Source organism: Stenotrophomonas sp. CASM101 (assembly GCF_049384845.1).
In the GTDB taxonomy this organism is placed as follows: Bacteria; Pseudomonadota; Gammaproteobacteria; order Xanthomonadales; family Xanthomonadaceae; genus Stenotrophomonas; species Stenotrophomonas hibiscicola.
Window position 1 is genome coordinate 352885 of record NZ_JBMRFR010000002.1, and the last position, 24906, is coordinate 377790.

Genomic DNA, 24906 nt, shown 5'->3' on the forward strand with positions numbered 1-24906 from the left:
CGGAACATGCGCGGATTCACCCTGATCGAAGTGCTGATCGCGCTGGCGATCGTTTCGATTGCGCTGGCAGCGGTGATGCGCTCGGTGGCAGTGGCGACCGACGATCAGTCACGGCTGCATGACCGTCGCCTGGCACTGATGTGCGTGCAGGATCGCTGGCAGGAACTGCGCCTGAGCGGACAGGCACCGCAGGATGCACGGCAGCGCTGTGTGCAGGGGCGCAGCAGCTTCCTGGTGCTTCAGCATCTGCGCACGGGCAACGACGGCCAGCCGCAGCTGGAGCTGAGTGTGGTTGCCGAAGATGCACCCCGGCAGTCGCTGGCGCGGATGCAGTTGCCATGGACGGCGGCGCAATGACGCGCGCCGTGCGCGGTTTCACCCTGATCGAGGTGATGATTGCGATCACCATCATGGGCGTACTGGCGCTGATCTGCTGGCGGGCGCTCGACAGCGTGGCCAACAGCAATCAGCGCCTGCGCCAGGCCGATGCCGAGACCACGACGGCGCTGCGCGTGCTGCAGCAGTTCCAGCGTGATATCGAAATGCGCGCAGACGATGCGTTGATGAATGGCGCAGTGCGGCCGGCCGATCAACCGCAGCGGTTGCTACCGCCGTCGCTGGTGAGCGAGCGGCACCCGGATGGGAGCTTCGCGCTGGAGATCACCCGCAGTGTCGGCAGCGATGGGCTGCACTGGCAACGGGTACGCTGGTGGCGGCAGGGCAATACGCTGTGGCGGGCCAGTGGTACGGCTACGGACCAGTATCCGTTGCCGGCGCCGGAACTGTCGAAGGGCATTGCCGTGGCGCACGAGGTACAGCGGTTCGAGGTGTGGGCATGGCAGCCCGGTGCCGGCTGGGCGCCGTTGCCGAGCGAAGGCGAAGTGCTGCCGGCCACCGGGCTGGAACTGCGGCTGGGCCTGCGTGATGGGCGTGGGCCGTTGAGTTACCGGCGCGTGCTGGAGCTGTAGGATTCTTCCCAGGCAAAAGCATCCACGCACGGCGTGGATCTACGGTGGGTGCCGACCGTGCCTTGGTGGGTGCCGACCGTTGGTCGGCATTGTTGTTGGCTCCGGAATCCGCGCATTGCATGGATCCCCCCGCCTGCCGCCGGGCACTCTCCTGCACCCGGCGGCGTTGTGTCGGTGGTCCTCACCGCTGATGGCCGTTCCCTGCCCTCCGTGCCGTCCTGGCTGGGGCCTCCACCGCTCCGTGGCGGCTGGCCCGATGCTGTCCGTTCTTCCGGCCCGATCGCATCCACGCATGGCGTGGATCTACCTTGGTGCCGACTGTTGATCGGCACCGTTGCAAGAGGCCTACCGGCGCTGCGTGCCCTCGTCGCGACTTGCCTGCGGGAACTGGAAGGCACTGTTGGCGTCATAGCCAGCGTTGGCAGTATTGCCACGCGCCGGCGGGTTGATGCTGCTGGTGCCGCTGCCGAAACCGAGGATCTGCACGCTGATCACCGATGGCTGGTTGCGCCGCGCATCATCCTGGCTCTTGCGCATCACATCCTGTGCCGCCTGGCTGGCGCTGTTGGCTGCTGCACTGGCCGAGGCCAGCGCGTTGACGTTCACCGTGGCCAGCACGGGCAGGCCCTTGCTTTCACCCTGTACCTGGATGTTGGCGGCGTTGAGCACCTGCAGCGCGGCCAGGTTGATGTTGCCCGAGACGCGGATGCCAGCTTCGCCCGCATCGATGGTGCCCAGCGGCGCGATCAGGTCGACATCACCCGGCCGCACTTCGGCAATGGGGTTCAACGTTGCGATGCCTGCACCACTGGCCGGGGCCTGCGGCGACAGGAGCACATTGCCCCAGCCGTCATAGACGCGGCGCGGTGGCGTGTACAACAAGGTGGTCTGCGAACCACGGCCGGCATTGATGTCACCCTGCTCCGACCAGGCCAGGATGTCACCGCCGAACGTTGTCATCACCCGCGACAGGCCCAGCAGCACGCTGTCCTGGCTGAACAGCCGGATGTCACCCTGCCCCTGGGTCACCAGCCCGGCACTGGCCGGCGGCACCACGCCCTGCACACCCACCACGATCTGTCCGCCCGGCGCCATCAGCTCGATGTTGCCGCCGGCTTCGGTACGCACGCCGGAGCCTCCGTACAACAGGATGTCGCCGGTACGGTCGATGGCCGTTCCGGCAGCGTCCTTGTCCGGCATCAGCGTGGCGATGGCCTCGCGGCCGCGCAGGTAAGAACCAACGCGTGGCCCATTCCGATCATTGTACTCGCGCCCACCTTCACGCAGTTCGGCGTAGTAGACCTGGCGCAGGAAGATGCGCTGCTGTTCCTTCGGCAGCCGGTCGAATGCCGCCAGGGCCTCGGCGCCACCAACCGCCAGACCGAAGCGCTGCTGCAGCCACTCCCTCAACTCCTTGTCGTAGATCTTCACCGCCTTGCCCGGTTGCGCAGCCAACGACTGCGAGGGATCGGCGAGGTTGGCCGGATCCAGGTAGCGCGTGCGCAGTGCATCGAAATCAATGGCCTGATTGCCCGCCGTCAAGGCAATGCTTGCGCCCGGGCGCGTATCGCCCTGCACGATGCCGCCCAGGCTGACGATGCTTCCTGCCTCTTCCTGGCGCAGCTGGCGACCGGCGCTGACCTCGACATTGCCCGGGCCGGCCACCGTCAGATTGCTGCGGATGATGTCCCGGCCCGCCTCGATCCCGCTGATATCGGTTCCGCGGGTGTTGAGCGCGGTGACATCGGCGCTGATGACATCGCGGCCGGCGCGCAGCCGTACCGCCGAGCCCGCCTCAAACCAGTCAAATACGGTACGTCCGCCATTCTGGCCATTGCGCGAGAGCTGCCGCCTGCTGCCGCTGCCCAGCCCGATGATATCGCCGGCCACGGCATAGAACCGGCTGACCGCCGTCGGCGTAGCCGGCAACGACGCACCAAGCGCGGTATTGGGACCGAACGCGAAATACGGCAGCACGGTGTCAGGGCTGGCGGCGTTCCCATCGACGGATACATTGCTGCGCACCGTTCCCGCGTTTCCGGGCCCCTGCGCGATGAAGCCGGGATCGAACGGCCCAGGGATGCGGGCATCACTGCTGGAGCGCGCGATCTGTGTCGCTCGGTTGGCGGCCAGGATCGATCCTCCCGCCAGCACCTCCAGCCGTCCCGACGCCGAGGGCGCCAGCAGGATGACGTCCTGGGCATCAGGCACACTGCCGCTGCGCAGATTGGCGAGATTGATGTTGCCCGAGGCTGCAATGGCGGTGAACCGGGAGGGATGCAACCAATAGTTGAGATAGATGTCGCCATTGCTGGCGTTGATTTCGACCACCTCCCTGGCCTGATTGCTGCCGCTCGCATGCTGCGTGCCCACCAGGCCCGGCGACAGATTCCCGCCGGCGGAGAACAGGTCCAGCGCGGTGCGCGGCGTCCATAGCGAGAACCAGCTCGTGCCAGACGCGCGGCTGCCATCATCCAGCACGATCGTGTTGAAATTGGCCACGGGAACCCGGCCTGGATCGGCGGCACTACCCAGCACCACGTCGCCGCGCGCCTGCAACTGCGCGGTTGAGTCGCCCAGCACCAGCACCGGTCCGGCCATCGCAACCGGGCTGTCGGCCACCAGCGGATCCTTCAGGCCCAGTTGCCCATAGCTGGCCTGGACTGTACTGAGGCCACCAATGCGCGCAGCGTCGATGCGGGTATTGCCACGAACATTGGTCACCACGCCATTGACGTCCAGGTCCTGCTGATCCGATGTGCTGCCACGACTGCTGGCACGCAGGCCCGGATTCAGTGCACCCCCGCTGCGCAGGGCCATGTCACCACCGCCAGTGACATGCAACTGGCCATCGACCACGCGCCCGGTTGATCCGACCGCGACCGAAAGCGCACTCGAATGCGGCGAGATCTCGTATCCCAGCGCGTTGCCCATGCTGTCCAGCATGCCCATATGGCGGCCTGCGTCCAGGCTCAGATTGCCGCCCCCCAACGTCCCGAACCCGGTAAAGCCCACCAGGCGGGGGGTTGCATCCAGTTCGGGCCTCACCGTGCTGTAGGTTCCGAAATTGATCCACCAACTGGTCGGCGTCTGCACGACACCGCCGGTGGTGCCCGTTCCCTGCCGCCACAACCAGTTGCCCACTGCTGCGCTTGAGTGGCCAGCCTGGTCGCGCTGGACCGTGCCCGATTCCGCGCGGAAGCTCCATGTATCGCCGATGATGTCGCGCCCCGCCTCGATGCGCAGATTGCCGCCCTGGTCCGGATACCACGCCTGATAGCTGGCGAGGGCCGCGTCGTAGGCCCCGGAGGCCTGGGTCGAACCAAGCAGCAAGGTGTTCTCCGGCTTCGGCGCACGCGCCGCGTTGAAGCGCGGATCGCTGCCATCACCCAGATGGGTGGGCGTACCTGCGGTGTAGACACCGAAGCCGGATTTCATGCGCACGTCCTGCGCCGCCAGCAGCGCCAGGTCTCCCTTGCCGGTACGCAACACGCTCCAGGCCGGCGAGCCCAGGCGCTTGCCGTAGGTGGTGACTTCGGTAAGCGTGCCGCCGCCGTAGCAGTAACCGGTGACTGCACAGATATCTTCCTCGGACATGCCCATCTCGGCGCCAAGTTCCGACGCAGGCCTGCCGACCCAGGACTCGTCCCCCCACCACATCAGCGAACCCTCCTTGTCCACCAGGCGCGGCGCCGCGCCGCAGAACGGTCCCAGTTCACAGATGTCACCTTCGGCGACACCCAGCATTTCAGCCGCCTCCCGGGGCGACTTGCCGACCAGACTGTCGTCCCCCCACCAGAACAGCGAACCTTCCAGGTTGACGACACGATCGCCTTTCCATTCCGTCGTGGTGGTCACTGTACCGATGGTGCTGTAGTGGCTGTCGGCGAGCACGATGCTGCCGTCACTGCCCCAGCGACGCGTGCGCGGATCGGCAGACGCTGTATCTGCACCAGCCACCGCAGTCAGGTCCCATGACGTGGTCCCTTCGGGCAACATCGAGGCCAACGCCCAATTGCGCCCCTGTCGGCCGCTGGCGTCGGCCACCCGCAGCTTCACCGGAGCGTCGCCGGCCAGTTCCACCTTGGTCATCGAGGGGATGATGGCACCGGCGTGCAGATCCAGCGCGCCGGAGAGCCGCATCACCATCGGCAACGCCACTCCGGCAGGCCAGATCTGGGCCGCCACCGGTGCCGGACTGCGCAGGCGGAAGCCGGCGCCCAGCCGTGCGCCTGCCTGAAGGGTGAGCGCCTGGGCCAGCACGGTGCCTGCTGCCAGCACCTGGCCGCCATCGGTGGTCACCGCCGCCCCCAACACACTGCCGGCGGGCAGCGTGAGCTCTGCGGAAAGTGTCATGGCCACCGGCAGCACCGTACCCGACGGCAATGTCAGCGCCTGGAACGGCAGGTCGTAATTCAGTGTCGCACCGGCGCGGAACTCAGTGCCGATCTGGAGCTTGACGCCCTCGCCAGGCACGATCAGATCGCCACCAAATGCGGTGTTCGGCGAGCCCGCGCTCCGCCCTTCCAGCAGCACCCAGCCGTCCTCATCCGGGTTGGCAGGCGGCGGTGCGAAACCGTCGTTGATGCTGCCGTAGACGTTGATATCGCCCTCGGCGCGCAGCACGAGCGCGGCCGATTCACCGAAGCCACGGCGCGCTGGATCAGTCCGGTTCGACTGCGGTCCGTAGCGGTAGCCGGACAGATCGATATCACCGGCCACCACCAGGTCGCCACGCGGATTGTCATTGCTGCTCCGCGCCACCAGCTGCACGCCGGGACGCAGGCGGTAGCTGCCCAGGGCGGCGGTGCGCTGCTGCAATCCCGTATTGGCCAGCGCGGCGTTCATCCACAGGCTGTTGTCCAGGTCCACCACCGTATCCAGCCATTGCTGGTTGATCACCTGCGGACGATGGCCGTGCACGTCTGGAGCGCTGGCCAGCGGCGCCGAATCGTAGCTGCGGAAGGCGTTGACCTGGAGGTCGCCGGCGCCGGCAATGCGGATGCCGCTGGCCACTTCGATTGCTGCATCGTTGCTGCCCACGCGGGGCACGTTGAGCTTGACGCTGCCGCGTGCGCGGCCGTCGTTCTGGCCCGGGCCGCTACCGGTCGCCACCGACGTACCGGCGCGCAGGTCCATCGAGGAAGCCGCACCCAGCTGCAGGCTGCCGTTGGCAGAGGTCAGTTCAATCATGGCCCGGTTCGGGCTGTCGATGATCTTGCCGTAGCTGTCCACGCGCAGGCCGCTGCCATGCGCGTCCAATGTGCCATCGATACGCAGCACGTCGCGGGCGGACAGGCGGACGCTGCCGACCTGTTCGCCACTGGCATCAACGCGGCCATTGACCTGCAGGCTGCCGCCATCGACGCTGATATCAACGTTTCGGGCCTTCACCTCATCGCCGATCACCAGGTCGCCTTCACTCAACTGGAAGGTCCGGCCACCGGTGATGCCACCGGCGGTAAGCCGAGCGTTCAGGCCGGAGAAGTCCTGCAACTGGCGTGCACGCACCACCAGCTCGCCACCGTCATAGGGCACTTCGGTTCCACCGGCATCGTAGCGACCGCTGGCGCCGCCCAGCAGGGTCCCGGCCAGATCGATACGGCCGCCCTGCGGGCCCAGTGCAGCAACGGTCAGGCGGCCGCCGCGGTTGTTGCGGGCGGAAAGATCGATACGCGACCCGGTGTCGGCAACGATGTCACCTTCGCGGCTCGTCAGCGCCACGTCGCCGCCCCAGCTGTACTTGTCCACGTCGAACAGGCTGACCTTGCGGCCGGCCATGTCAAGCACCGCGTTGCTGCCAAGCGTCATGCCCTGGCGGGCATTGGCTTCGAACCGGCCGGACGCCAGCGCCACGCGGCTGTCGATGCCGATCCGTTCGGCCGTGATCGACAACTCTGCACCCAACGCATCGCTGCCCGTGGTCGCCGCAGCACCGCGCAGCTGCACCGTTCCTCCATTGCGGATGGCCAGCTGCGCACCCGCGTTGCCGGTCAGCAGCGGGGTGACGATATCCAGCGCGCCGCCATTCAACTGCCAGCCGCTGCCTGCCACGTAGTCGCCCTGGCGCTGGAAGACGTCCAGGCTGCCCTTGCCGGAGAACAGCATGCGATCCGACGCCGCCAGCGTTACGCCGGCGAAGCCGAGCACCTGGCGATCTGCGGCCACCGTCGAGCTGGACCGGGTGAAGGGCGCACGCCCCAGCTCCAGCACCCGCGTATTGATCTCCAGCTGCCCTTGGCCAAGCCGGCCCACCATCGCCTCGCCGGCTGGTTGGGTCTGCTCACCGCCGGCCAATGCGGTGCCGGCCAGCGTACCGTCCCAGACCAGCGTATCGGCGAAGATGCGCGCGCGGTCGGTAGCGCTGCCGTAGCCGTGAATGGCAGGGGCACCCAGCACCAGACTGCGTAGACTGCTGCGGCCGGTCGCACTGTCACGCGTATCCAGGTCCACGCTGCCGAACACATTGATGGCATCGCGCGCGGTCAGGCTGAGCGCCTCCAGCGCCGGCGCGCCGGTGGCGGTGGCGGTGTTTCCGCGCAGTAATCGCTGCAGTACCTCTTGGTTCATGGTCATGCCGGCCGGCAGGCCGCCAGCTGCCGCTGCCGTCGCAATGGCTTCGGCACTACCGAGGTTGAGGGCCGACATGCCCAGGCCGAGCTGGCGCGTTCCATAGCTCACTGCGTCGCCAATGTTCAAGGCGCCGTCGGTGACCACATTGATGCTGCCTGCCGACAGCAACCGGGTCTGGCCACTGCAGTCCACCTCGCATCCGCCGATGTCGATCGCCACCGGACCGGCGGCACTGCCGCCCTGCGCACTGAGCGCCGTCAAGCGCTGGTTGGACACGGCAAGCAGGCCGCCCGACACCAGATAGGGCGCCGTGGGCTGCGCCACGCGCGAGGGATCGGCTCCGGCCAAGGTATCGATCGAAGCGCCCTGCTCGACCAGGATCCCCTTGCCCCCGAACGCAGCCGACAGCAGCACTTCCTGCGCCGTCAGGGTGACGCCGTTGCGCACCACGATGTGCTGCGCACTGCCCTCCAGCGAATAAGTCGTCGCGTCACGTCGCAGCACGCCGCCGATCAGCATTGTTTCCGGGCGGAACGCATTGAGCGCCGAATCGAAGAGGGTGGCACCGCTTCCACTGCCGGCACTAACGCCCTGGGTGGCGATCTCCAGCATCGCCTCATTGGAAGCGAGCAGATTGACCGAAAGCGTGCCGCCCCGTCCGTCATTGCTGCCGGCGTTGAAGCGTGACACGCCCTGGAAGATCGCGGCTGGCACGCTCGAACGTCCGGCGCCATCACCCAGCACCAGGTTGAGGTTGCCGGCATCCGTTGGCCGCCAGCGCAGCGCTTCACCACGCCGCTCGGCCACGCCCTGTACGAACGCGCTGTAGGAGGTCTCGTTGTAGCTGGCATGGCGGCGCACCACATCCGCCGGCGTCAGCACCAGATCAGTGAGCAGCGATGAGACTCCACCCCCCAGGCTCTGCGCCTGGTGTCCACTGACGCGCCAGGAACCGGTGCCGGTCGCCACTGGCTGTCGGCTGCCGACGGCGCTTTCAGCCCCGACTTCGACGCGGAATGCGCCCTTCTGCAGTGCGTAGCTGGCCGGCAGCAGCGTGTAGGTTCCCGCCGGTAGGCCGGGAACCCCGGCAGGGATGACAATCTGCTGGCCAACGCGCGGATCGGCGCTGCCGTCAGCGAGCGCCTGCGGCGCCTGCGTGCCCTCGCGTCCCGGCATGATCGCGTAGACCGCATTGTCACTGCCGCTGAAGCGGTAGCGCGGGTTCGCATCCGCCAGCGCATGCCGCAGGACGTCCACCGAGCCACCCCGTCCGGCCACGAATGCAGCGCCGGACAGCTCGCCGCCGCCGGACATGTCCAGCACGCTGCCCGCCACGCCATTGAAGGCGTTGGCCACGATGTCGATACCGATCGGGATGTTGTTCGAGCCGGGGCCCAGCACATCGAAGTCGGCACCGTTGCGGCGCCAGCCAACACCATCCACGGTACCGCCAAACGGCAGCTGCAGGCCCGCCCCGCTCACCGACGTCACACTGCCTGCAAGCAGGTCGACGCGGCCGGCGACATCGGCGTTGAACTTCCGGCCGCCGAGCTGCACATGGCCCCACGGCACCTGCACATTGCCGCCATGCACCACCGTCGCCGCCACCAGCTCCAGGCTTCCGAACGCAGAATCCGGTGCCGGTTGCGCGCCGCCTGCAATGCCATGAATGCGCAGCACGGCGTCGGGGTTCTGCCAGAACGGCTCGCCTGAAGGTCCGATGTCGGGGACGCCGGCCACGATGCGTCCCTTGGCCCGGGCTGCCGGGTACAGGCGTGCGGCGCTGATGTCGATAGACCCCGGGCTTGCCAGCGTGGAGACCAGCGAACTGCTGGCGACCGGGGCCAGCAAGCGGATGTCACCGCGGCTGCGCAGCGCGACCTGATCAAAGCCCGCCAGCCAGGTCACATCGCGCAGGTCGATCAGATCGGCGCCCACCTCCAGGCGATGCTGCCGGCCGGCGTCGAGGGGCGCCTCCAGCGGGCGCAACGTGCCTTCGCCAGCCGGTTGCCACCAGCGGCCCTGCGCAAGGCGGACATACGGCGCGGCCAGTTGCAGGTGGCCGCCCTCGCTGCCACCCGGGACGAAGCCGAGGTAACGCTCGTTCAAGCCCTGGATGCGCAGGCTCTGGTCCATGCGCAGATTGACATCCCCCTGCGCACGGATGTCACCGAACAGGGCCAGATGATCGAAACCACCGGCCTCGATCTGCTCCACCGACAGTGCCGCATGGCCGTACTCAAGGCGTGCAGGCAGGTCCGCCGTCTGCGCGGCGTGCTGGGTCAGTGAGATCATCCGCGGTGCCAGCACGTCCTTGCCGTTTGCCGTCCTGCCGTAGGTGCCACCACCGAAGGCAACCCCCAGGGTGCCGCCGCGCGCGCCGTCGCCGCCGGCCGCTGCGTTCAGTTCACCCTGCAGGTACAGGGAATTGCCGCTGCGCAGCACGATGCTGCCGCCATCGCTGTCCACGCGGGTGCGCCCGCTGCCATCGATATCGAGCAGCGCCGACGCACCGGAGGCATCCAGCCGCGCCCCACGCTCCACCACCACGAAGGTATCGGGTGGCAGGTGGCGTACGTTGTCCTGGTCTTCCCAGTCCAGCGCGCCCCCGATCTCGATCGTTCCGCCCTTGCGCACCTGCCCGCGCAACGTCCCGCGCGCGTCGCGCAGCGAAACGGTATCGCCACTCACGTCCAGCAGCGCGCCATCGGCGATCGTCCACTGGCGCTCGCGGCGTGCATCACCACGTACACCGGATGGATCGAACGCCTCATCCAGGCGGATGCGGCCGCCGGCTGCCTTCAGATGACCGGCCACGCTCAGGTTGCCGGCGCTGGACAGTTCGATCGACTGGCCCGGGTCGACCTCGATCCTGGCCCCCTTGCCAACGCGCAGGTCGGCCGTGGACAGCAGATGCCCCGCGCGCAGTGTCAGGCTCGCGCCGCCACGCTGCGACACGCGACCACTGCTCGGATCGGCCTCGTACAACGATGGCATCCAGGCCTGCACGCCCTGCTCGCGGACCAGAGCCTGTGCTGCGCCGTCGGCCAAGCGCAGCGCAGGTCGTTGCACCTGCAGCGGGGTGCCCTCTTCAACCGTCAAACCGTTGTGACCGGCGATGTCATAGCCGGCGAAGCCGCTGTTGAACAGCGCTGCCTGCAATCGCAGCGAGGCTGCCGATGCTTCCGTGCCAGGCACGCCGATAGACACCGCACCGCCGGTTGCCAATATGAAGTTGCCGCTGCCATTGCCGAGCGCGCTGAAGCGCGCGCCCTCGCCGAAGCCCAGCCGGCCGCTGCCGTCGGTGGCGACCTCGGTGCTGGCCGCGAGCAGACTGACGCTGCCGCCCTTGCCGACGCGCCCCTTGCCGTTGGCATCGATCGCACCGCCGGCATCAACCAGAATCGCTGCTCCCTGGCCCACGTCGATATCGTGGCTGCTGTTGAAGCGCACCTGCCCGCCGTCGATCCACGCCTGTGCGGGACCGCCCTCCGGCGCTGCAAGCGCGTTGCTCCAGCCACCGCCAAGATCGATCCGGGCGCCGGCCGCGACATCCACCGCACCACGTCCGGACGTCAGCAATGCCGTGGGCCCGCCAAGCGCCGCAAGCAGATTTCCGGCTTCCACCTGCCCGCCGGCAATCTGCACCGTTCCACCGAAGCTGACGCGGCTTGCGGTGAGCCCAAGCCGGCCGCCCTCCTGCAACCTGAGCGTGCCATCGAGGTCGATACGGCCGGCCGAAGCGAGGTCCACCTGCCCCCATCGCTGGGCGCTCAGCACCTCACTGTCCAACCACACGGTATTGCGCTGTGCTTCCCCGACCGGCGCCTGCAGCGTCCACGGCCGGGGATCGGCCTTGAGCGCTCCAATGCGGACATTCGAGTCGAACACCGCGCTGCGCCCGCTGTTGTCAAAACGCCCGAGCCACAGCTGGGCGTTGCGGGCCACCGCCGTCTGTGCCTGCGCATAGCCCTCCTGCCCCTGATCGGGCCGGCGCGTCTGCTGTGCGCCCTGGAAGGCCACCGTATCCACCTGGCCCTCCAGGACGGCCGTGGGCGCCGAGATCAACAGGCGGCCAGCATCGCGTCCCACGGTGTAGCCATTGTCGAAGCGCTGGCCCGGGGCAACCAGCGGATTGCGGAACGATTCGGTCACCCCCCAACGTTCCTGCTTCACTTCATAGCCCTGGTACAGGCCGTCGTACAGCATCTCCGCCGGCGCGTCGTCAAGGCGGTACAACTGGCCATCGCGGCCACGCAGCCAGCTCTGCTGCACCACGCCGGACTGCACATCCAGGCTGCCACCAGCCAGATTGATGTGCGAACCGGCGTGGCTGACGACTTCCTTGCCTGCCAACTGGACGGTGCCGCCCTGCGCTGCCCATTCGCTGATCGAATGCCCCTGATTGTCCAGATAGCCACCCACTTCCAGCAGGCCGCCGCCGGCATACCAGCGCGTGCCTTCATAGCCACCGGTACCGGCGGCAACTTCGGTCAACTGGCGGCGGTCGATCCACACCTCGCTGCTGATCAGCTTGCCGCTGTCACGATTGTCCGGCGAGTCGCGCAGCTCGTTGCCCTGCACCTTCACCTTGACGCTGTTGCTTTCCATCGCCACCTGCACACCCACGGCACCGGAGACGTCCACGCGCGCGCCATCATCCAGATAGCTGCGCCGGCTGGAGTCGGCGATCACCTGGCCGCCGGTGGCCACTGCCAGCGAGCCGGCCTGGAAGTTCACATCGCCGCCGGACACGACTTCGATGCGCGATTGCTCGCGGCGGTCCTGCAGGCGCGAGAGATTATCGAAGGTGCCACTGTTGCTGGAACCACGCAGCTTGTCCTGCTCGGCCGATTCCTTGATGAGCGCGTTGCGCTGGCTGTCCAGCGCCGTGCTCTTGCCATCGTCCTCCAGCAGTACTGCCGTGGTCGAGCCGGCGGCCAGAGTCACGCTGCCGGCCGCATCGGACGCCGAGTTCAACAGGTGCACCGTACCGCGCTGGTTCAACGTGGTAGTAGCAACGGCCACTCCAGCCTGCTCGACGGTGCGGCCGGCCAGCGTGACATCGCCTTCGCGCGCCTGGATCAGACCACTGTTGCGAACACTGCCCGCCGTGCTGTCAGCGACGAAGCGCGGGGCAATCTCATTGCCGCGGGTGGTGGACGCGGTGTTCTGGGCGGTTCCCACGCCGCGACGGATCACGAAACTGTCACCGGCGGCCAGCTGGGCCTGTCCCTTGCGGGTTTCAATCTGGCCCGCGTTTTCCACGCTGTGGCCAGCCAGCAGCACATAACCGCCGCCCCGTGTAGCCGTGGTCGGTTCGTGCGTGGTGATGCGTGCACCGCGTTCGACCATGACCTTGCCCACGGCGTCGGTCAGCGCCGAGGTGTTCGCGTCGGCACTGTACAGGCCCTGCTTGCGGAACTGCGCATCGCTGATGCGCGCCGCCGCCGCGACCAGATTGCGGACATTGACCTGGCTGTTGTTGCCGAATACCACACCGTTGCGGTTGGCCACGAACACCGTGCCATCGGCCTTCAGCTGGCCGAGAATCTGGCTGGGTCTTGCAGCGGGATCATTGACCCGGTTCAACACGGCCCAGTCGGGGTTCTGCAGGAAGTTCAGCGTGGTATTGCCACCAATGTTGAAGGTCTCCCAGTTCAGGATCGCCTGGTCGGCGGTCTGCTCGATGTTGACCAGCACCCGCCCCTCGGCGGTCTGCGACTGGATGGCCTCACGGGCGTTGATCCAGCCACGGGTCAGCGGATTCTCGTCGACCTTCAGGCCATCCTTGCCCAGGCCATCGGCCACTACGAAACCCGCCTCGCGGCGCGCCTGCCGTGCCTGCTCCTGCAGGCGCTGCTGCAGGGCGATGGCCTGCGCGGCCGTGCCGAGGTTGTCGATCGACTGCTGCAGCTTCTGCCGTGCCGCATCCTGCTGCTGCGCGGGCAGCTGTAACTGGATCGGCACGCCATTGGGCATGCGCCCGCTCTGTGCCGCCGCGCCCTGCGCCGCACCGCGCTCGGCGAACCAGCCGGGGCTGAACGCCTGTTGGGCCTGAGTGGCCGGAGCCACCACGCTGCCCAGGGCCACTGCGACGGCCCAGGCCATCGGGTGGCTGCGCCACAGGGCAGCAGGGAAACGGGCGGTGGGCGAATGCGGGTGCGACATCGGGGACCTCGTCAACCTGATGGGCCGCGTCGGCCGCGGCGTGTGTACGGATGGGCCTGCGCCAGGCACGCCCTGCACCTCATAGACGGTGGCGACGGCGTGAAGGCGACAGGCGCATCACTGTCATGCAGCGGACATACGCAGAAGGCGCCGGCATTACTGCCGGCGCCCCTCTGCGTTTCCTGCAACGACCAAAGCAATCGCAGTTACAGCGGACGGCCGATGCCCGAGCAGGTGCTGGGGTTGTTCACGGCACCGGCGTTCGTGGCGGTCGCAAAGCGGGTGCGGACCGCATCACGCCAGGTCTTGGTCAGCGGAATGAACTTGTGCGCGCGGATCGCGTCGTCGTTCGGCCCCTTCTCGACGCCGCTGGCATCGACGACACTGCCGTAGTGACGTGCCAGGAAGGCACGCACGTTGGCGCCCACAGTGCCATTCTTGTAGCACTGGCCGAACACGAAGTTGGTGTAACCGGCAATCGGATAGCCCGCGTTCGGGTTGCCGAACACCGGCACCCAGTTCGCCGGGTTCTCGGCGGCGGCACCGGTCGGCGGCGCAGCGGTTTCCAGCGTGGCCTGCACACTCACTTCATCCGGCGAGAAGCCCTTGACCTTGGCGATTTTGGTGGCATCGGTCAGGCTCGGGATCACGTCCGGACCGACATAGCCGACGCGGCCGTCAACGGCATAGACGGCGTTGTACAGCGCGGTGCCACCGGTGGCCGGGGCAGCGATGAAGTTCGACGGCACGCTGGTGAACAGGTTGGCGAAGGTCGACTGCACCGAGAATGCCGGCACGCCGTTGGTCAGCTTCAGGTTGGTACCCGACACGTCAGCCGGCTGGCAGGCGCTGGTCAGGAAGCGGGTCAGCAGTTCGCTGGTGCCGCTGCTTTCGCCGCGGTAGACGACCTGGATGGCGCCGGTACGGCCCAAGCCCGCCAGCTGGCTCCAGTTGTTGATCTTGCCGGAGAAGATGCCGCAGATCTGGGTGACCGACAGGTCAACCGCCGAACCGGCCTTGTTGAACGGAATGGTGACCGAGGTGGCGACCGACGGGATCTGCACCAGTGCGCCATAGCGGTTGGCGTCGCCGGACACGTTGTAGGTGCTGTTGTAGGTGCTCAGCTCGGTGCCGCTCAGCACCGAGTCGCTACCGGCGAAATGTACGGTGCCGGTGGCCTGGAACAGGCTGGAATTGTTTTCCAGGAAGGCCTTCTTGCCGGTGCCCGAACCGGTCACGGCATAGCTGAAGTTGGCCGGCAGGATGCTGTCGGCCTGGCCCTTGTACAGGTCGGCCGGCAGCGAAGCGCCGCCGCCGGTGACGGCGGTCTGGGCCGAAGCGGCACCAGCAGTGGCCAGCAGCGCGGTAGCAACCAGCGCGGCCAGGGTCTTGTACTTGTTCATGATCTTCTCCTGAAGGGTTTACTGCGAAGGGAAACGCCAAGGGAGGAACGGTCACTACACGCCTGCTGCCGCCGAGGGCCTCCCAGCCCACTCTGCGGCGACGTGTCCATGCTGGTCCGCACCGATGACAGGCCGCTTAAGAAACCTGTGGAAGATCGAAAAAAGGTGTGGAGGATTGTGTGGAGAATCGGCCCATGCCACATTCCAACGACGCCGTCCGATCGACTGGATGGGATCGATTCGATGGAATCGACTGGATCGAATCGATTTGATGGGATCGGCTGGATCGAATCGACTGGGTAGAGTCGACTGTTAGTCGACTGCTCTTCACACGCAGCAGCAGTACGAAGCACGCGCGCTGCGCGCTAGTCGACTAACAGTCGACTCTACCTGTGATGCGCTTTGCGCATCACTGCACCAGCTGGTTCATTTCCATGATCGGCATCAGCACCGCCAGCACGATCGTCAGCACCACGCCGCCCATCACCAGGATCATGGTCGGTTCCAGCAGGGCGGTCAGCGCCATCGCGCGACGCTCGATCTCGCGTGAGATGGTCTGCGCGGCGCGATCCAGCAGCGGCGCCAGCGAACCGGTCTTCTCGCCACTGGCCACCAGATGCACCAGGATCGGCGGATATACCTTCTGTACCTTCAACGCAGCACCCAGCGCAGCGCCTTCGCGTACGCGCGCGGACACGTCATCGGCACAACGCGCCAGCAACGCATTGCCCAGTGTCTGCCGTGCAGCTTCCAACGCGCGCAGCAGCGGCACGCCGGCATCCAGCAGGATCGCCAGTGTCGAGGCGAAGCGCGCACTGTTCACACCCAGCACGAAACGCCCGACCATCGGCAGCCGCAGCAGCATCGCGTCCCAGCGCAGGCGCAGCTCGGGCCGGCGCAGCGCCAGTCGCCATGCCACCACTAGCGCAGCGATGCCCAGCCCCGCCCACACGCCCCAACTGCGCACGAAAGCACTGGCCGCCAGCATCACCTGGGTCAGCATCGGCAGCGTCTGCCGCGCCTGCACGAACGCGGTCACCACCTGCGGCACCACGTAGCTGAGCAGGAAGATGACGATCGCCACCGACACCAGGCTGATCGCCGCCGGGTAGATGAAGGCGGTCAGCACCTTGGCCTGCAGCGCGTTGCGCTCTTCGATGTAGTCGGCAAGGCGCTCCATCACTCGCGCCAGGTCGCCGGAGTCTTCACCCGCCCCCACCAGGGCCCGATAGATCGGCGGGAAATCGCGAGGCCGCGCGGCGAGTGCCACGGTCAGGCGCTGGCCAGCACGTACATCCGCACGCACGGCAGTAAGCGCCTGCGCCACGTGCGGGCGCTCGGCCTGCTCGATCACCGCACTCAAGGCACCTTCCAACGGCAGGCTGGCGGCCAGCAGGCTGGCCAGCTGGCGCGTGGCCCAGGCCAGCTCACTGGCTGACAACCGGCGAGCACCCCAGCCACTGCCGGCACTGCGCGCCGCACTGACCTGCACAGGCGTCAGCCCACGCCCGCGCAGCAGCTGACGCGCGCCGCGCGGGCTGTCGGCGTCCAGCTGGCCTTTCTCGACGCGGCCCTGCGCGTTGGCGGCCTGATAATCGAACAGTGCCATCGTCGTCTCAGTCGTCGCCGGTGACGCGCAGGATTTCTTCCAGCGTGGTCACCCCGCTGTCGACCCAGCGCTGGCCGTCCTGCCGCAACGTGCGCATGCCGGCGTGCCGCGCGGCCTCGCGCAGCGCGGGCTCGCCCTGCCCTTCATGGATCAATGCGCGCACGCGGTCATCGACCACGAACAGTTCGTGGATGCCGGTACGACCCCGATAGCCGCTGTTGGCGCAGGCCGCACAGCCCACCGCGCGCCACACGGTTCGGCCTTCGCCATCCACCTCGGCACGCCGGCACTGCGTGCACAGCCGCCGCACCAGCCGCTGCGCCAGTACGCCGCGCAGCGACGAAGCCAGCAGAAAGGGCTCCACTCCCATGTCGGCCAGGCGGGTCACCGCCGAGATCGCATCGTTGGTGTGCAGCGAGGCCAGCACGCCATGCCCGGTCAGTGACGACTGCACGGCAATCTGTGCGGTTTCCAGGTCGCGTATCTCACCGATCATGATCGTGTCCGGATCCTGGCGCAGGATCGCGCGCAGCGCGGTGCCAAAGCTCATGCCGATGCGCGCATTGACCTGGATCTGGCCGATGCCGGCGAAGTCGTACTCCACCGGGTCTTCCACGGTGAGGATGTTGCTGGTGCTGCTGTCGAGCTGGCCCAGCGCGGCGTACAGCGACGTGGTCTTGCCGCTGCCGGTCGGCCCGGTCACCAGCACGATCCCGTGCGGCTGCCGGATCAGCCCGGTGAATGTGGCCAAGGTGTCATCGGCCATGCCCAGGCGCTGCAGCTGCAGGCGGCCGGCATCCTTTTCCAGCAATCGCAGCACGGCGCGCTCGCCATGCCCGGTCGGTACAGTGGAAACACGGATGTCCAGCGGCCGCCCGCCCACGCGGATCGCAATGCGCCCATCCTGTGGCAACCGCTTCTCGGCGATGTCCAGGTGGGCCATGATCTTGATGCGCGACACCAGCGCTGCATGCAGTGCGCGCCGTGGCTGAACCATGTCGCGCAGCGTGCCGTCCACCCGGTAGCGCACCACCGAATGGGTCTCGAACGGCTCGATATGCAGATCGCTGGCACCGTCGCGTGCAGCCTGTGCCAGCAACGCATTGATCATGCGGATCACCGGCGCATCGTCCTGCGCATCCAGCAGGTCGGTGACCTCCGGCATGTCCTGCATCAACCGGTCCAGATCGACTTCACTCTCGGCGGCCCCCACCACGGCAGCGGCATCGCCGCCGTCACGGTACTGCTCGCCCAAGCGCTGCTGCCAGGCTGCCGCATCCAGCATCTGGAACGGAAGCGGGCCATGCCGCCGGCGCAGCTCGGCCACGGCCCACGCTGCGGTGTCGGCGGTGCCCAGCAACACGGGCTCGCCGCCAACTTCGGACAGCATCGCGCCATGGCTGCGCACCCAGGCGTACGCCAGCGGCGCGGAAGCGCTCACGGCCCGATCACCAGTTCCGGCGTGTAGCCCAGCACGCGCAGCTGCTGCAGCGCAGGGTCCAGCGTCGCCGGATCGCGCGGCAATCGCACGCGCAGGCGTTGCCCGCTCTCGCCGGGCGTCGCTTCAGCATAGGCCTGCAGGCCCAGCGCCCGCACCTGCGCCACGCCCTGGCTGGCACGCCCCGGGTCCAGCCCCTGCGCGAACTGCACCAGCTGCGCATCGCCGTCACCGGACGGATACAACGCGGCCAGGCTGGTGTTCTGCAACGGCTGGCCCCGGCCATCGCGCGCATTGCCTTGGCCGAGTACAGACAGGTCCTGCGGTGGCAGCTGCGGTGCCGACAGCGCCGGCAAGGCCCAGCTCTGTACTGGCTGCGCGCCCGCCTGCGCGTTGCGCATGTAGTCGTAGCGGTCGCGGGTCAGGCGCTGGCCGGCGGCCGGGTCACGCACCACGTGCGGGCGCAGGAACACCATCAGGTTGGTCTTGGCGCGCTTGCGCGTGTCGCTGCGGAACAAGGCGCCCAGCACCGGGATCTTTCCCAGCCCCGGCACCGCATCACGGCCATGGCTGACGCTGTCTTCCAGCAGGCCACCCAGCACCATGATCTGGCCATCGTCCAGCAGCACGCTGGTATCCAGGGCGCGCTTGTTGGTGATGATGCCGGCCGTGCTGTTCGCGCTCTGCGCGTCGATGCTGCTGACTTCCTGGTAGATGTCCAGCTTCACCGTGCCGCCTTCGGAAATCTGCGGGCGCACGCGCAGCTTCAGGCCCACGTCCTCGCGCACGATGGTCTGGAACGGGTTGTTGCTGCCGCCGCCACCGTCGGTCACGTAGCGCCCGCTGACAAACGGCACGGTCTGGCCGACCATGATGCTGGCCGCTTCGTTGTCCAGCGTCATCAGGTTCGGCGTGGACAGGATGTTGGCGCCGCCCTTGCTCTGCAGTGCGTTGGCCAGCGCTTTCATGTTGAGGATCTGGCCGACACCTGGAAGGTTGATGGTGCCGTCGATCACGCCGATCTTCAGGCCATCCCGGGGAAGCACGTCCAGCGTGGTGCGGGCACCGGTATTGAGTCCACTGCCGCCGGTGGCGCCACCGAAGTGGGTGCCACCAAAGGTGCGTCCATTGCCCAGCATCCACTGCACGCCCAGCTCGGCCGCATCGGTCTGGTTGACCTCCACGATCAGGCTCTCGACCAGCACCTGTGCACGGCGCTGGTCGAGCTGGTCGATCACCCGTCGCAGGTTGCGGTACACCGGCTCCGGCGCCGAGATCAGCAGCGTGTTGGTGGCCACGTCCGCCTGCACCGAGATGCCGTTCTGGCTGAAGCCGGTGCTTCCCGCATCGATCGGGTCACGCCGGCTCGGGTCCAGCCGCTGCGATTCCAGCGCATTGCTTCCGGTCTTGGCCTGCTGCGGTTGCGACGGCTGCGCCGGTGCGGAACGGCTTGCATCGCCAGGCAGTGGCGTGATGCCTTCATTGCTGCCCACTGCCGGCGCATCGCTCTGCCCCGCAACCACGCCGCGCAGCACGCCGGCGAGCTGATTGGCCTGGGCATTGCGCAGGTAGACCACATGCAGGTTGCCGGACTCGTCCTGGGCGCGGTCCAGCTTCTCCACCAGCTGCCGCGCCAGACGGGTGCGGCCGGGGCTGCTGGAACGCAGTAGCACACTGTTGCTGCGCGGGTCGGCCATCACCACCACCTTCTGGCTGGGCTCGGCGCCCTGCGCATCCAGCAGCGGCGCGACCATCGCCGCGACGTCCACAGCGATGCCCTGCTGCAGCTTCACTACATCGGTGTCCATGCCGGCCGGAGTATCGACGCTGGCGATAACCCGTGCGATGCGCTCCAGGTTGTCGGCATAGTCGGTGATCACCAGGGTGTTGTTGCCGGGGTTGGCAGTGATCGGATTGTCCGGGCTGATCATCGGCCGCAGCACTGCCACCAGCGCGGCAGCATTCTCGTAGCGCAGAGGGAAGGTGCGCGTGGCGATCTCGCCCCCTGCACCACCGGCGCCCACCCGGCCGCCAAGCAGCTTGGCGTCGGCCTGCGGCACCACCCGGCTGACGCCGCCGTTCTCGACCACCGCAAAGCCGCGCATGCGCAACGCCCCGAGCAGCAGCTGATAGGCCTGGGTACGGCTGACCGGGCCATCGGAAACCACTGTCATCTTGCCGGTCACCCGTGGATCGACCAGGAACTGGCGCCCGGTGAAGCGCGCTGCCATGCGCAGTACGCCACCGATATCGGTATCCACCAGGTTCAGCTGCACCGGCTCATCGCCTGTGTCCTGCGCCGCCACCGGCGCCGGCATGTGGGCCACGCCCACGATCAGGGCCAATGCGGCACTGCAGGCAAGGCTGCGCATCGCCCTCATGGATGGGCACCCGCAGGGGCCACCATCACGATGTGTCCTGAAATCCGTGCCGCCGGCATGTTCGCATCCCCTGTGCGTGTCAATTGCAGCTGCTGCAGCTCGATGGCAGGGTCGGCCAGCAGCGGCAGCAGCCAGTTCCATAGCGCATCGGCAGGTACGGCCCGTACCTGCAGGTGCCAGCACCCGTCGCGCGCTTCGATATGCAGGCCGCCAGCCAGACCGGCAGCCTTGATCTGGTCACGCAGTCCGGCCAGGGTCGGATGCTGGCCCTGCGCCAGCTGCTGGCGCTCACGGGCGTGCAGCAGCGGTGCCAGTGCGCGCTGCTGCGCCTGCAGCCGTGGGAGTTCGGCCTGCCAGTGCGTGCGCTGCTTCAGCAAGGGCTCCAGCCATAACGACCACAGGCCCGCCACCAGCAGCGCCACCACCATCACCCACAGCATCAGCCGGTCGCGCGGTGGCAGGCGTTGCCAGCGCTGCTGCACGCCCGCCAGCCCCTCGCCCAGCCGCAGGGTTCGGGTCGTCACTGTCCCGCTCCGCTCACCCGCAAGCGTCCACCGGCGTCGCGCGCCAGCTGCAGCCCCTGCGCCTGCATCGCTTGCTGCCAGTGCTCAAGCCGCTGTGGATCGTCGGCCAATGCCCGAGCATCAGCGTCCAGCTCCAGGTACACCTGCCCGGGTTGGTAGTGCAGGCTGTGCACCTGCCCCGCCAGCTCCGGAACCGCGTGCAGCGTGCTGGCGACCTGACGCTGCAGCGCCGGCAACGGCGGCGCTGGCGGCGGAACCGCAAGCGCTCGCCTTGCCTGCAACACCGGGTCCACCACATCGGTGATCTCCGGGAAGCGTGCGCTGAACTGCCGTGCCATGTCCTGCTGCAGCGCCTCACCCTCGATCCGCCAACGCGAGACCTGCCACTGCAGCCCAAGTGCGGCCAACAGCACCGCCGCCAGTGCCAGGCCGATCGCCAGTCGCGGCGCTTGACGGCCTGCGCCGGGCAGCGGCAATGACCAACCCGGCAAGGGGCCACAGGCCTGCCGTTCATGCGCGACGGCGGTGGCCGGCAGGCTGCCCGGCCACGCCGGCGGTACGCTGTCGATCCATTGCACGGCCTGCACGCCGGCCTGTTGCAGGCGGGTGGCCAACGCCTGCATCACCGCAGACGCATCACGTCCGCCATACCATTGGACAAGTCCCCGATCGCGCCCGCTGCGCACCAGCAGATGCTCGCCGCTGACCTGCAGCGTGGCGTGGCGGTCCTGCCAAGGCAGCAGCAGTGGCGTCGGATGCAACGCCTGCAGCTGCAGCGCGCACGAGGCCAGCAGCTGCTGCGCCTGCGTAATGGCCTGCTGGTCGAGCCAGGCCACCGGAACCGTACCGTCTGCCGCCTGCGCACCGTGGGCCAGCGCCACCTCCTGCAGATCATCCAGCAGCATGGCCTCCACCTCGCCCTGCAACGCCGCGTGCAGGCGGCGCCCGGACAGCGGCGGCAGCTGCAGTTCCAGCAGGATCAGGTCGTTCGGATCAAGGCAGGCGTGCACCGTGGCCCGCGGATGCCGCAGGCCCAGCGCCGCCAGCGTGTCGCGACCGTGGGCGAGCACCTCGCCCTTGTGCAGCTGCGCCCAGTGCACCGCGCTGTCAGCGCGCAGGTGCGCCAGCGCCGGCAGGCGCACCCGAAGCTGCACGGTCATGCGCCGATCCTCGTCCACACCCGTTGTACACGCACCCCGTCGTCGCGGTACTCGCGCCAGAGCAGCGCGCGGAAATCAACCGCGCTGCCGTCGGCCTGCACCCGGCCGACGGCCAGGAACCACTCGCTATGGATACCCAGCGGAAGCACGGCCATCTGTTCGTTGCTCAGTTGGAGTCGGTTGGCGATGTCACCGCGGTTGAGCAGCCAGTGGCCGGCGTCGCGCTCAGCGAGCAGCGCCTGCAGCCTTGCCGGTTCCACCGCAGGCGTCACTGCCTGCAGGACGCTCAGGTCGCAGGTATTGGCGTTGACCAGGGTCTGCGCGGGCAACACCACTGTGCGCCGCGCCAGCGCCTGCAACGCCACCGGGTCGGCGCCGGCCAGCGCCTGTTCGATCAGTGATTCGCGCGGCAGCGGCGCCTGCGCCGGCATATCGCCGTCGCGCAGGCGCGCCTGGATGCGGTCCACTGCGGATGCGCAGGTGCCCTGGCCCAGCCCCTGCCCGGCACACAACGCGACGAACGCGCCCCGCGCCTCGGGGTCCGGCCTGCCATGGGCCAGCAGGTTGCGCAGGTTGAACATCGACTGCGCATCGACCAGCTGCACCTGCACCGGCAACGGCGCCTGCAGTTCCAACGGGCGCGCCCAGCGCCCGCTGCGCACCGTGGTCAGCTGTTCCTTGACATCCTCACGCAGCTGCTGCGCCGCACGCTCCAGCGTGGCATCCACCGCCATGCGTACCTGTGCGCGCAACTGGTCGCCGCGCAGCGCACGCAACTGCGCCGACTGCCGGGTCAGCAGCGCAGTGGCAATCACCGCCACCAATGCCACCACCAGCAAGGCGACGATCACCGCCACGCCACGCTGGCGGATGCACGAGACCGAATGCGTCCGGGCTGTCATCAGCACGCCTCACAGCTGCCAGGAGCCGATATCCGCGTTTCCGGCGTCGCCACCGGGCTGGCTGTCCGCACCCAGCGAGAACACATCGATGTCGCCATGAGTGCCTGGAACCTGGTACTGGTACGGATGGCCCCACGGGTCATTCGGCAGGCGATCCAGATACGGCGTCACCGGCAACGCACCGCTGCCCTGCGGCGGCTTCACCAGCGCCTGCAGGCCCTGTTCGGCACTGGGATAGCGCCCATTGTCCAGCTTGAACAACTTCAGCGCCTGCATCAGCGCCGCGATGTCCTGGCGCGCCGCCACCACGCGCGCCTGGTCCGGACGGTCCATCAACCGCGGCACGATCAGCGCGGCAAGGATGCCAATGATCACCACCACCACCATGATCTCGATCAGGCTGAAGCCCTGCTGCCGAGCCCTGCAACCACCTGCCTGCCTTGCCATTGTTCCGCCCTCGTCATCCTGGAAGAGACCGCTGCACCATGGTCAGCGGTGCATGTGTCAGTACGATAAACATCCGCCTGCGATTCGCTGCGCGGTTGCCTGTGCGGGCGCACGTGCAGCCGGCACGCGTGCCGCCTCGAGCAGGTGCGGCGGCACGCTGGCCAGTGTCTGGTCGATGCACTCGCGCAACAACGGATGCACGCACGCCTGCAGCAGGCGCACGCACTGCGTCGGCGACCACGCGGTGCCGTGGTCGAGGCCGATGAACATGCGGTAGGCCTGGTGGTAGCGCAGGTCGTCGTACACGCGCTGCGCAGTGTTGAGATCACGCACGATCACCAGCAGGGCCGCACGTTGCAGCAGTCGCGCATCGGCTGCGCCAAGCGGCAGCGCGCTCATGGCCGCGTCGGGCCAGGGCCACAGCCGCAGGTCGAGGGCCTTTCGAAGTGCCGCCCGTGGATGCGCACTGCTGTCCAGTGCCGCCCAGCGCGCCGCATCCGCCCAGGCGTCACTGGACAGCACCCAGACCCACGAGCGCCCATAGCGCTGTACGTTCAGGGGCGTGTGCCGTGCCTGCTCCAGCGACTGGCTCAGGTGGCGATCCAGCTCCAGCATGCTGATCCTGCGACTGTCTTCCATCTGCGCCGCCCGTGCTCCACGACGCGTGGTGCGTCGTACTCTGGAGAAGACGTCAGCAAGGCAGGTGAAGCGACACCGCGAATGCAACTCTGTGCACGGGGTGGCGCTTCATCGGCAACGTCATCGCAGCGTCATCCGCCTGCAGGCTTCGCGCTGCAGCCGCGGTGCGTCACCCCCACAACGGCGGGCCAGTACCGCCACGTCGCTGCGGGCAGCGAATGCGACCAGTGCATCGGTCATGTCCACGTCATCGCACCATGACGCCAGCGCAACGCGCAGTGCGGGCAGCTGCCAGCCCTCCATCACCCCATGGGCGCCCGCCACGAACCAGTGCCAGAGCCGATGATGCAGTACCTGCTCATGCAGCTGCGTGAGATCGTCGATGCCATGCATGCCCGCTAACAGCAGTGCGCGTGCGAGCACCGCAGGCGGCAGCGCCCCGGATTCGACCAAAGGCATCTCCTGCTGCTGCAGCCGCAGCAGCATCGCCAATGGGTGTGACTGCGGATTGAAGTCCAGCAGCACCGCCTGCTGCTGCCACTGCGCGTCAGACACCACGCACACCCAGGGCGAACCATAGCGATGCACCATCAGGGGCCTTCGCTGGGTGGTTTCCAGCAATGCAGACAGATTGCGGCGCAGATCGAGCACACCGATGGTCTCGTTGCGCATCCTTGGATTCTCCTTGCTT

Annotated in this window: 13 protein-coding genes; 2 read left to right on the top strand and 11 right to left on the bottom strand. The window is 67.8% G+C overall.

The genetic code is table 11. The features are described 5' to 3' along the window. Positions 1-6 precede the first annotated feature (6 nt). On the top strand, positions 7-357 hold the full coding sequence (gene gspI, locus VG543_RS05635; RefSeq protein WP_219633891.1) for a type II secretion system minor pseudopilin GspI: 351 nt from the start codon (positions 7-9) through the stop codon (positions 355-357). After that, positions 354-968 (top strand): prepilin-type N-terminal cleavage/methylation domain-containing protein, encoded by a 615-nt coding sequence (locus tag VG543_RS05640; protein ID WP_423178028.1) that lies wholly within the window; start codon positions 354-356, stop codon positions 966-968. The genes gspI and VG543_RS05640 overlap by 4 nt, the downstream gene beginning before the upstream one ends. Positions 969-1313: 345 nt before the next feature. On the opposite strand, the gene VG543_RS05645 is transcribed toward VG543_RS05640, so the two are convergent. The 11 genes from VG543_RS05645 to VG543_RS05695 form a co-directional block, all read right to left on the bottom strand. Continuing rightward, the gene (locus VG543_RS05645) at positions 1314-13712 is read right to left on the bottom strand and encodes a filamentous haemagglutinin family protein (protein WP_423178029.1); all 12399 of its coding nucleotides are present in this window, start codon (positions 13710-13712) and stop codon (positions 1314-1316) included. A gap of 206 nt (positions 13713-13918) precedes the next feature. Next, a complete protein-coding gene (locus tag VG543_RS05650; RefSeq protein WP_312544671.1) occupies positions 13919-15115 on the bottom strand; it encodes a substrate-binding domain-containing protein in 1197 nt (398 codons plus the stop codon). 409 nt (positions 15116-15524) lie between these two features. After that, positions 15525-16724: a type II secretion system inner membrane protein GspF gene (gene gspF, locus VG543_RS05655; RefSeq protein WP_423178030.1), complete on the bottom strand. Its 1200-nt coding sequence runs from the start codon at positions 16722-16724 to the stop codon at positions 15525-15527. 7 nt (positions 16725-16731) lie between these two features. Further along, positions 16732-18165 carry a type II secretion system ATPase GspE gene (gspE, locus tag VG543_RS05660; RefSeq protein ID WP_423178031.1) on the bottom strand — a complete coding sequence of 478 codons (1434 nt, stop codon included), beginning with the start codon at positions 18163-18165 and terminating at the stop codon, positions 16732-16734. After that, positions 18162-20543, bottom strand: coding sequence for a type II secretion system secretin GspD (gene gspD, locus VG543_RS05665; RefSeq protein WP_423178032.1), 2382 nt, complete (start codon positions 20541-20543; stop codon positions 18162-18164). The genes gspE and gspD overlap by 4 nt, the downstream gene beginning before the upstream one ends. Beyond that, positions 20540-21067: a type II secretion system protein GspM gene (gene gspM / locus VG543_RS05670; protein WP_423178033.1), complete on the bottom strand. Its 528-nt coding sequence runs from the start codon at positions 21065-21067 to the stop codon at positions 20540-20542. The genes gspD and gspM overlap by 4 nt, the downstream gene beginning before the upstream one ends. Next, on the bottom strand, positions 21064-22227 hold the full coding sequence (gene gspL, locus VG543_RS05675) for a type II secretion system protein GspL (protein WP_423178034.1): 1164 nt from the start codon (positions 22225-22227) through the stop codon (positions 21064-21066). Before gspL ends, gspM begins: the two co-directional genes overlap by 4 nt. Then, positions 22224-23129 (bottom strand): type II secretion system minor pseudopilin GspK, encoded by a 906-nt coding sequence (gene gspK, locus VG543_RS05680; protein WP_171952999.1) that lies wholly within the window; start codon positions 23127-23129, stop codon positions 22224-22226. Before gspK ends, gspL begins: the two co-directional genes overlap by 4 nt. Positions 23130-23138: 9 nt before the next feature. Continuing rightward, positions 23139-23576 (bottom strand): type II secretion system major pseudopilin GspG, encoded by a 438-nt coding sequence (gspG, locus tag VG543_RS05685; protein WP_155029665.1) that lies wholly within the window; start codon positions 23574-23576, stop codon positions 23139-23141. Between the two features lie 57 nt (positions 23577-23633). Next, positions 23634-24191, bottom strand: coding sequence for a hypothetical protein (locus VG543_RS05690; protein WP_423181114.1), 558 nt, complete (start codon positions 24189-24191; stop codon positions 23634-23636). A 144-nt stretch (positions 24192-24335) separates the two neighbouring features. Then, positions 24336-24887, bottom strand: coding sequence for a hypothetical protein (locus VG543_RS05695; RefSeq protein WP_111098548.1), 552 nt, complete (start codon positions 24885-24887; stop codon positions 24336-24338). Positions 24888-24906 lie beyond the last annotated feature (19 nt).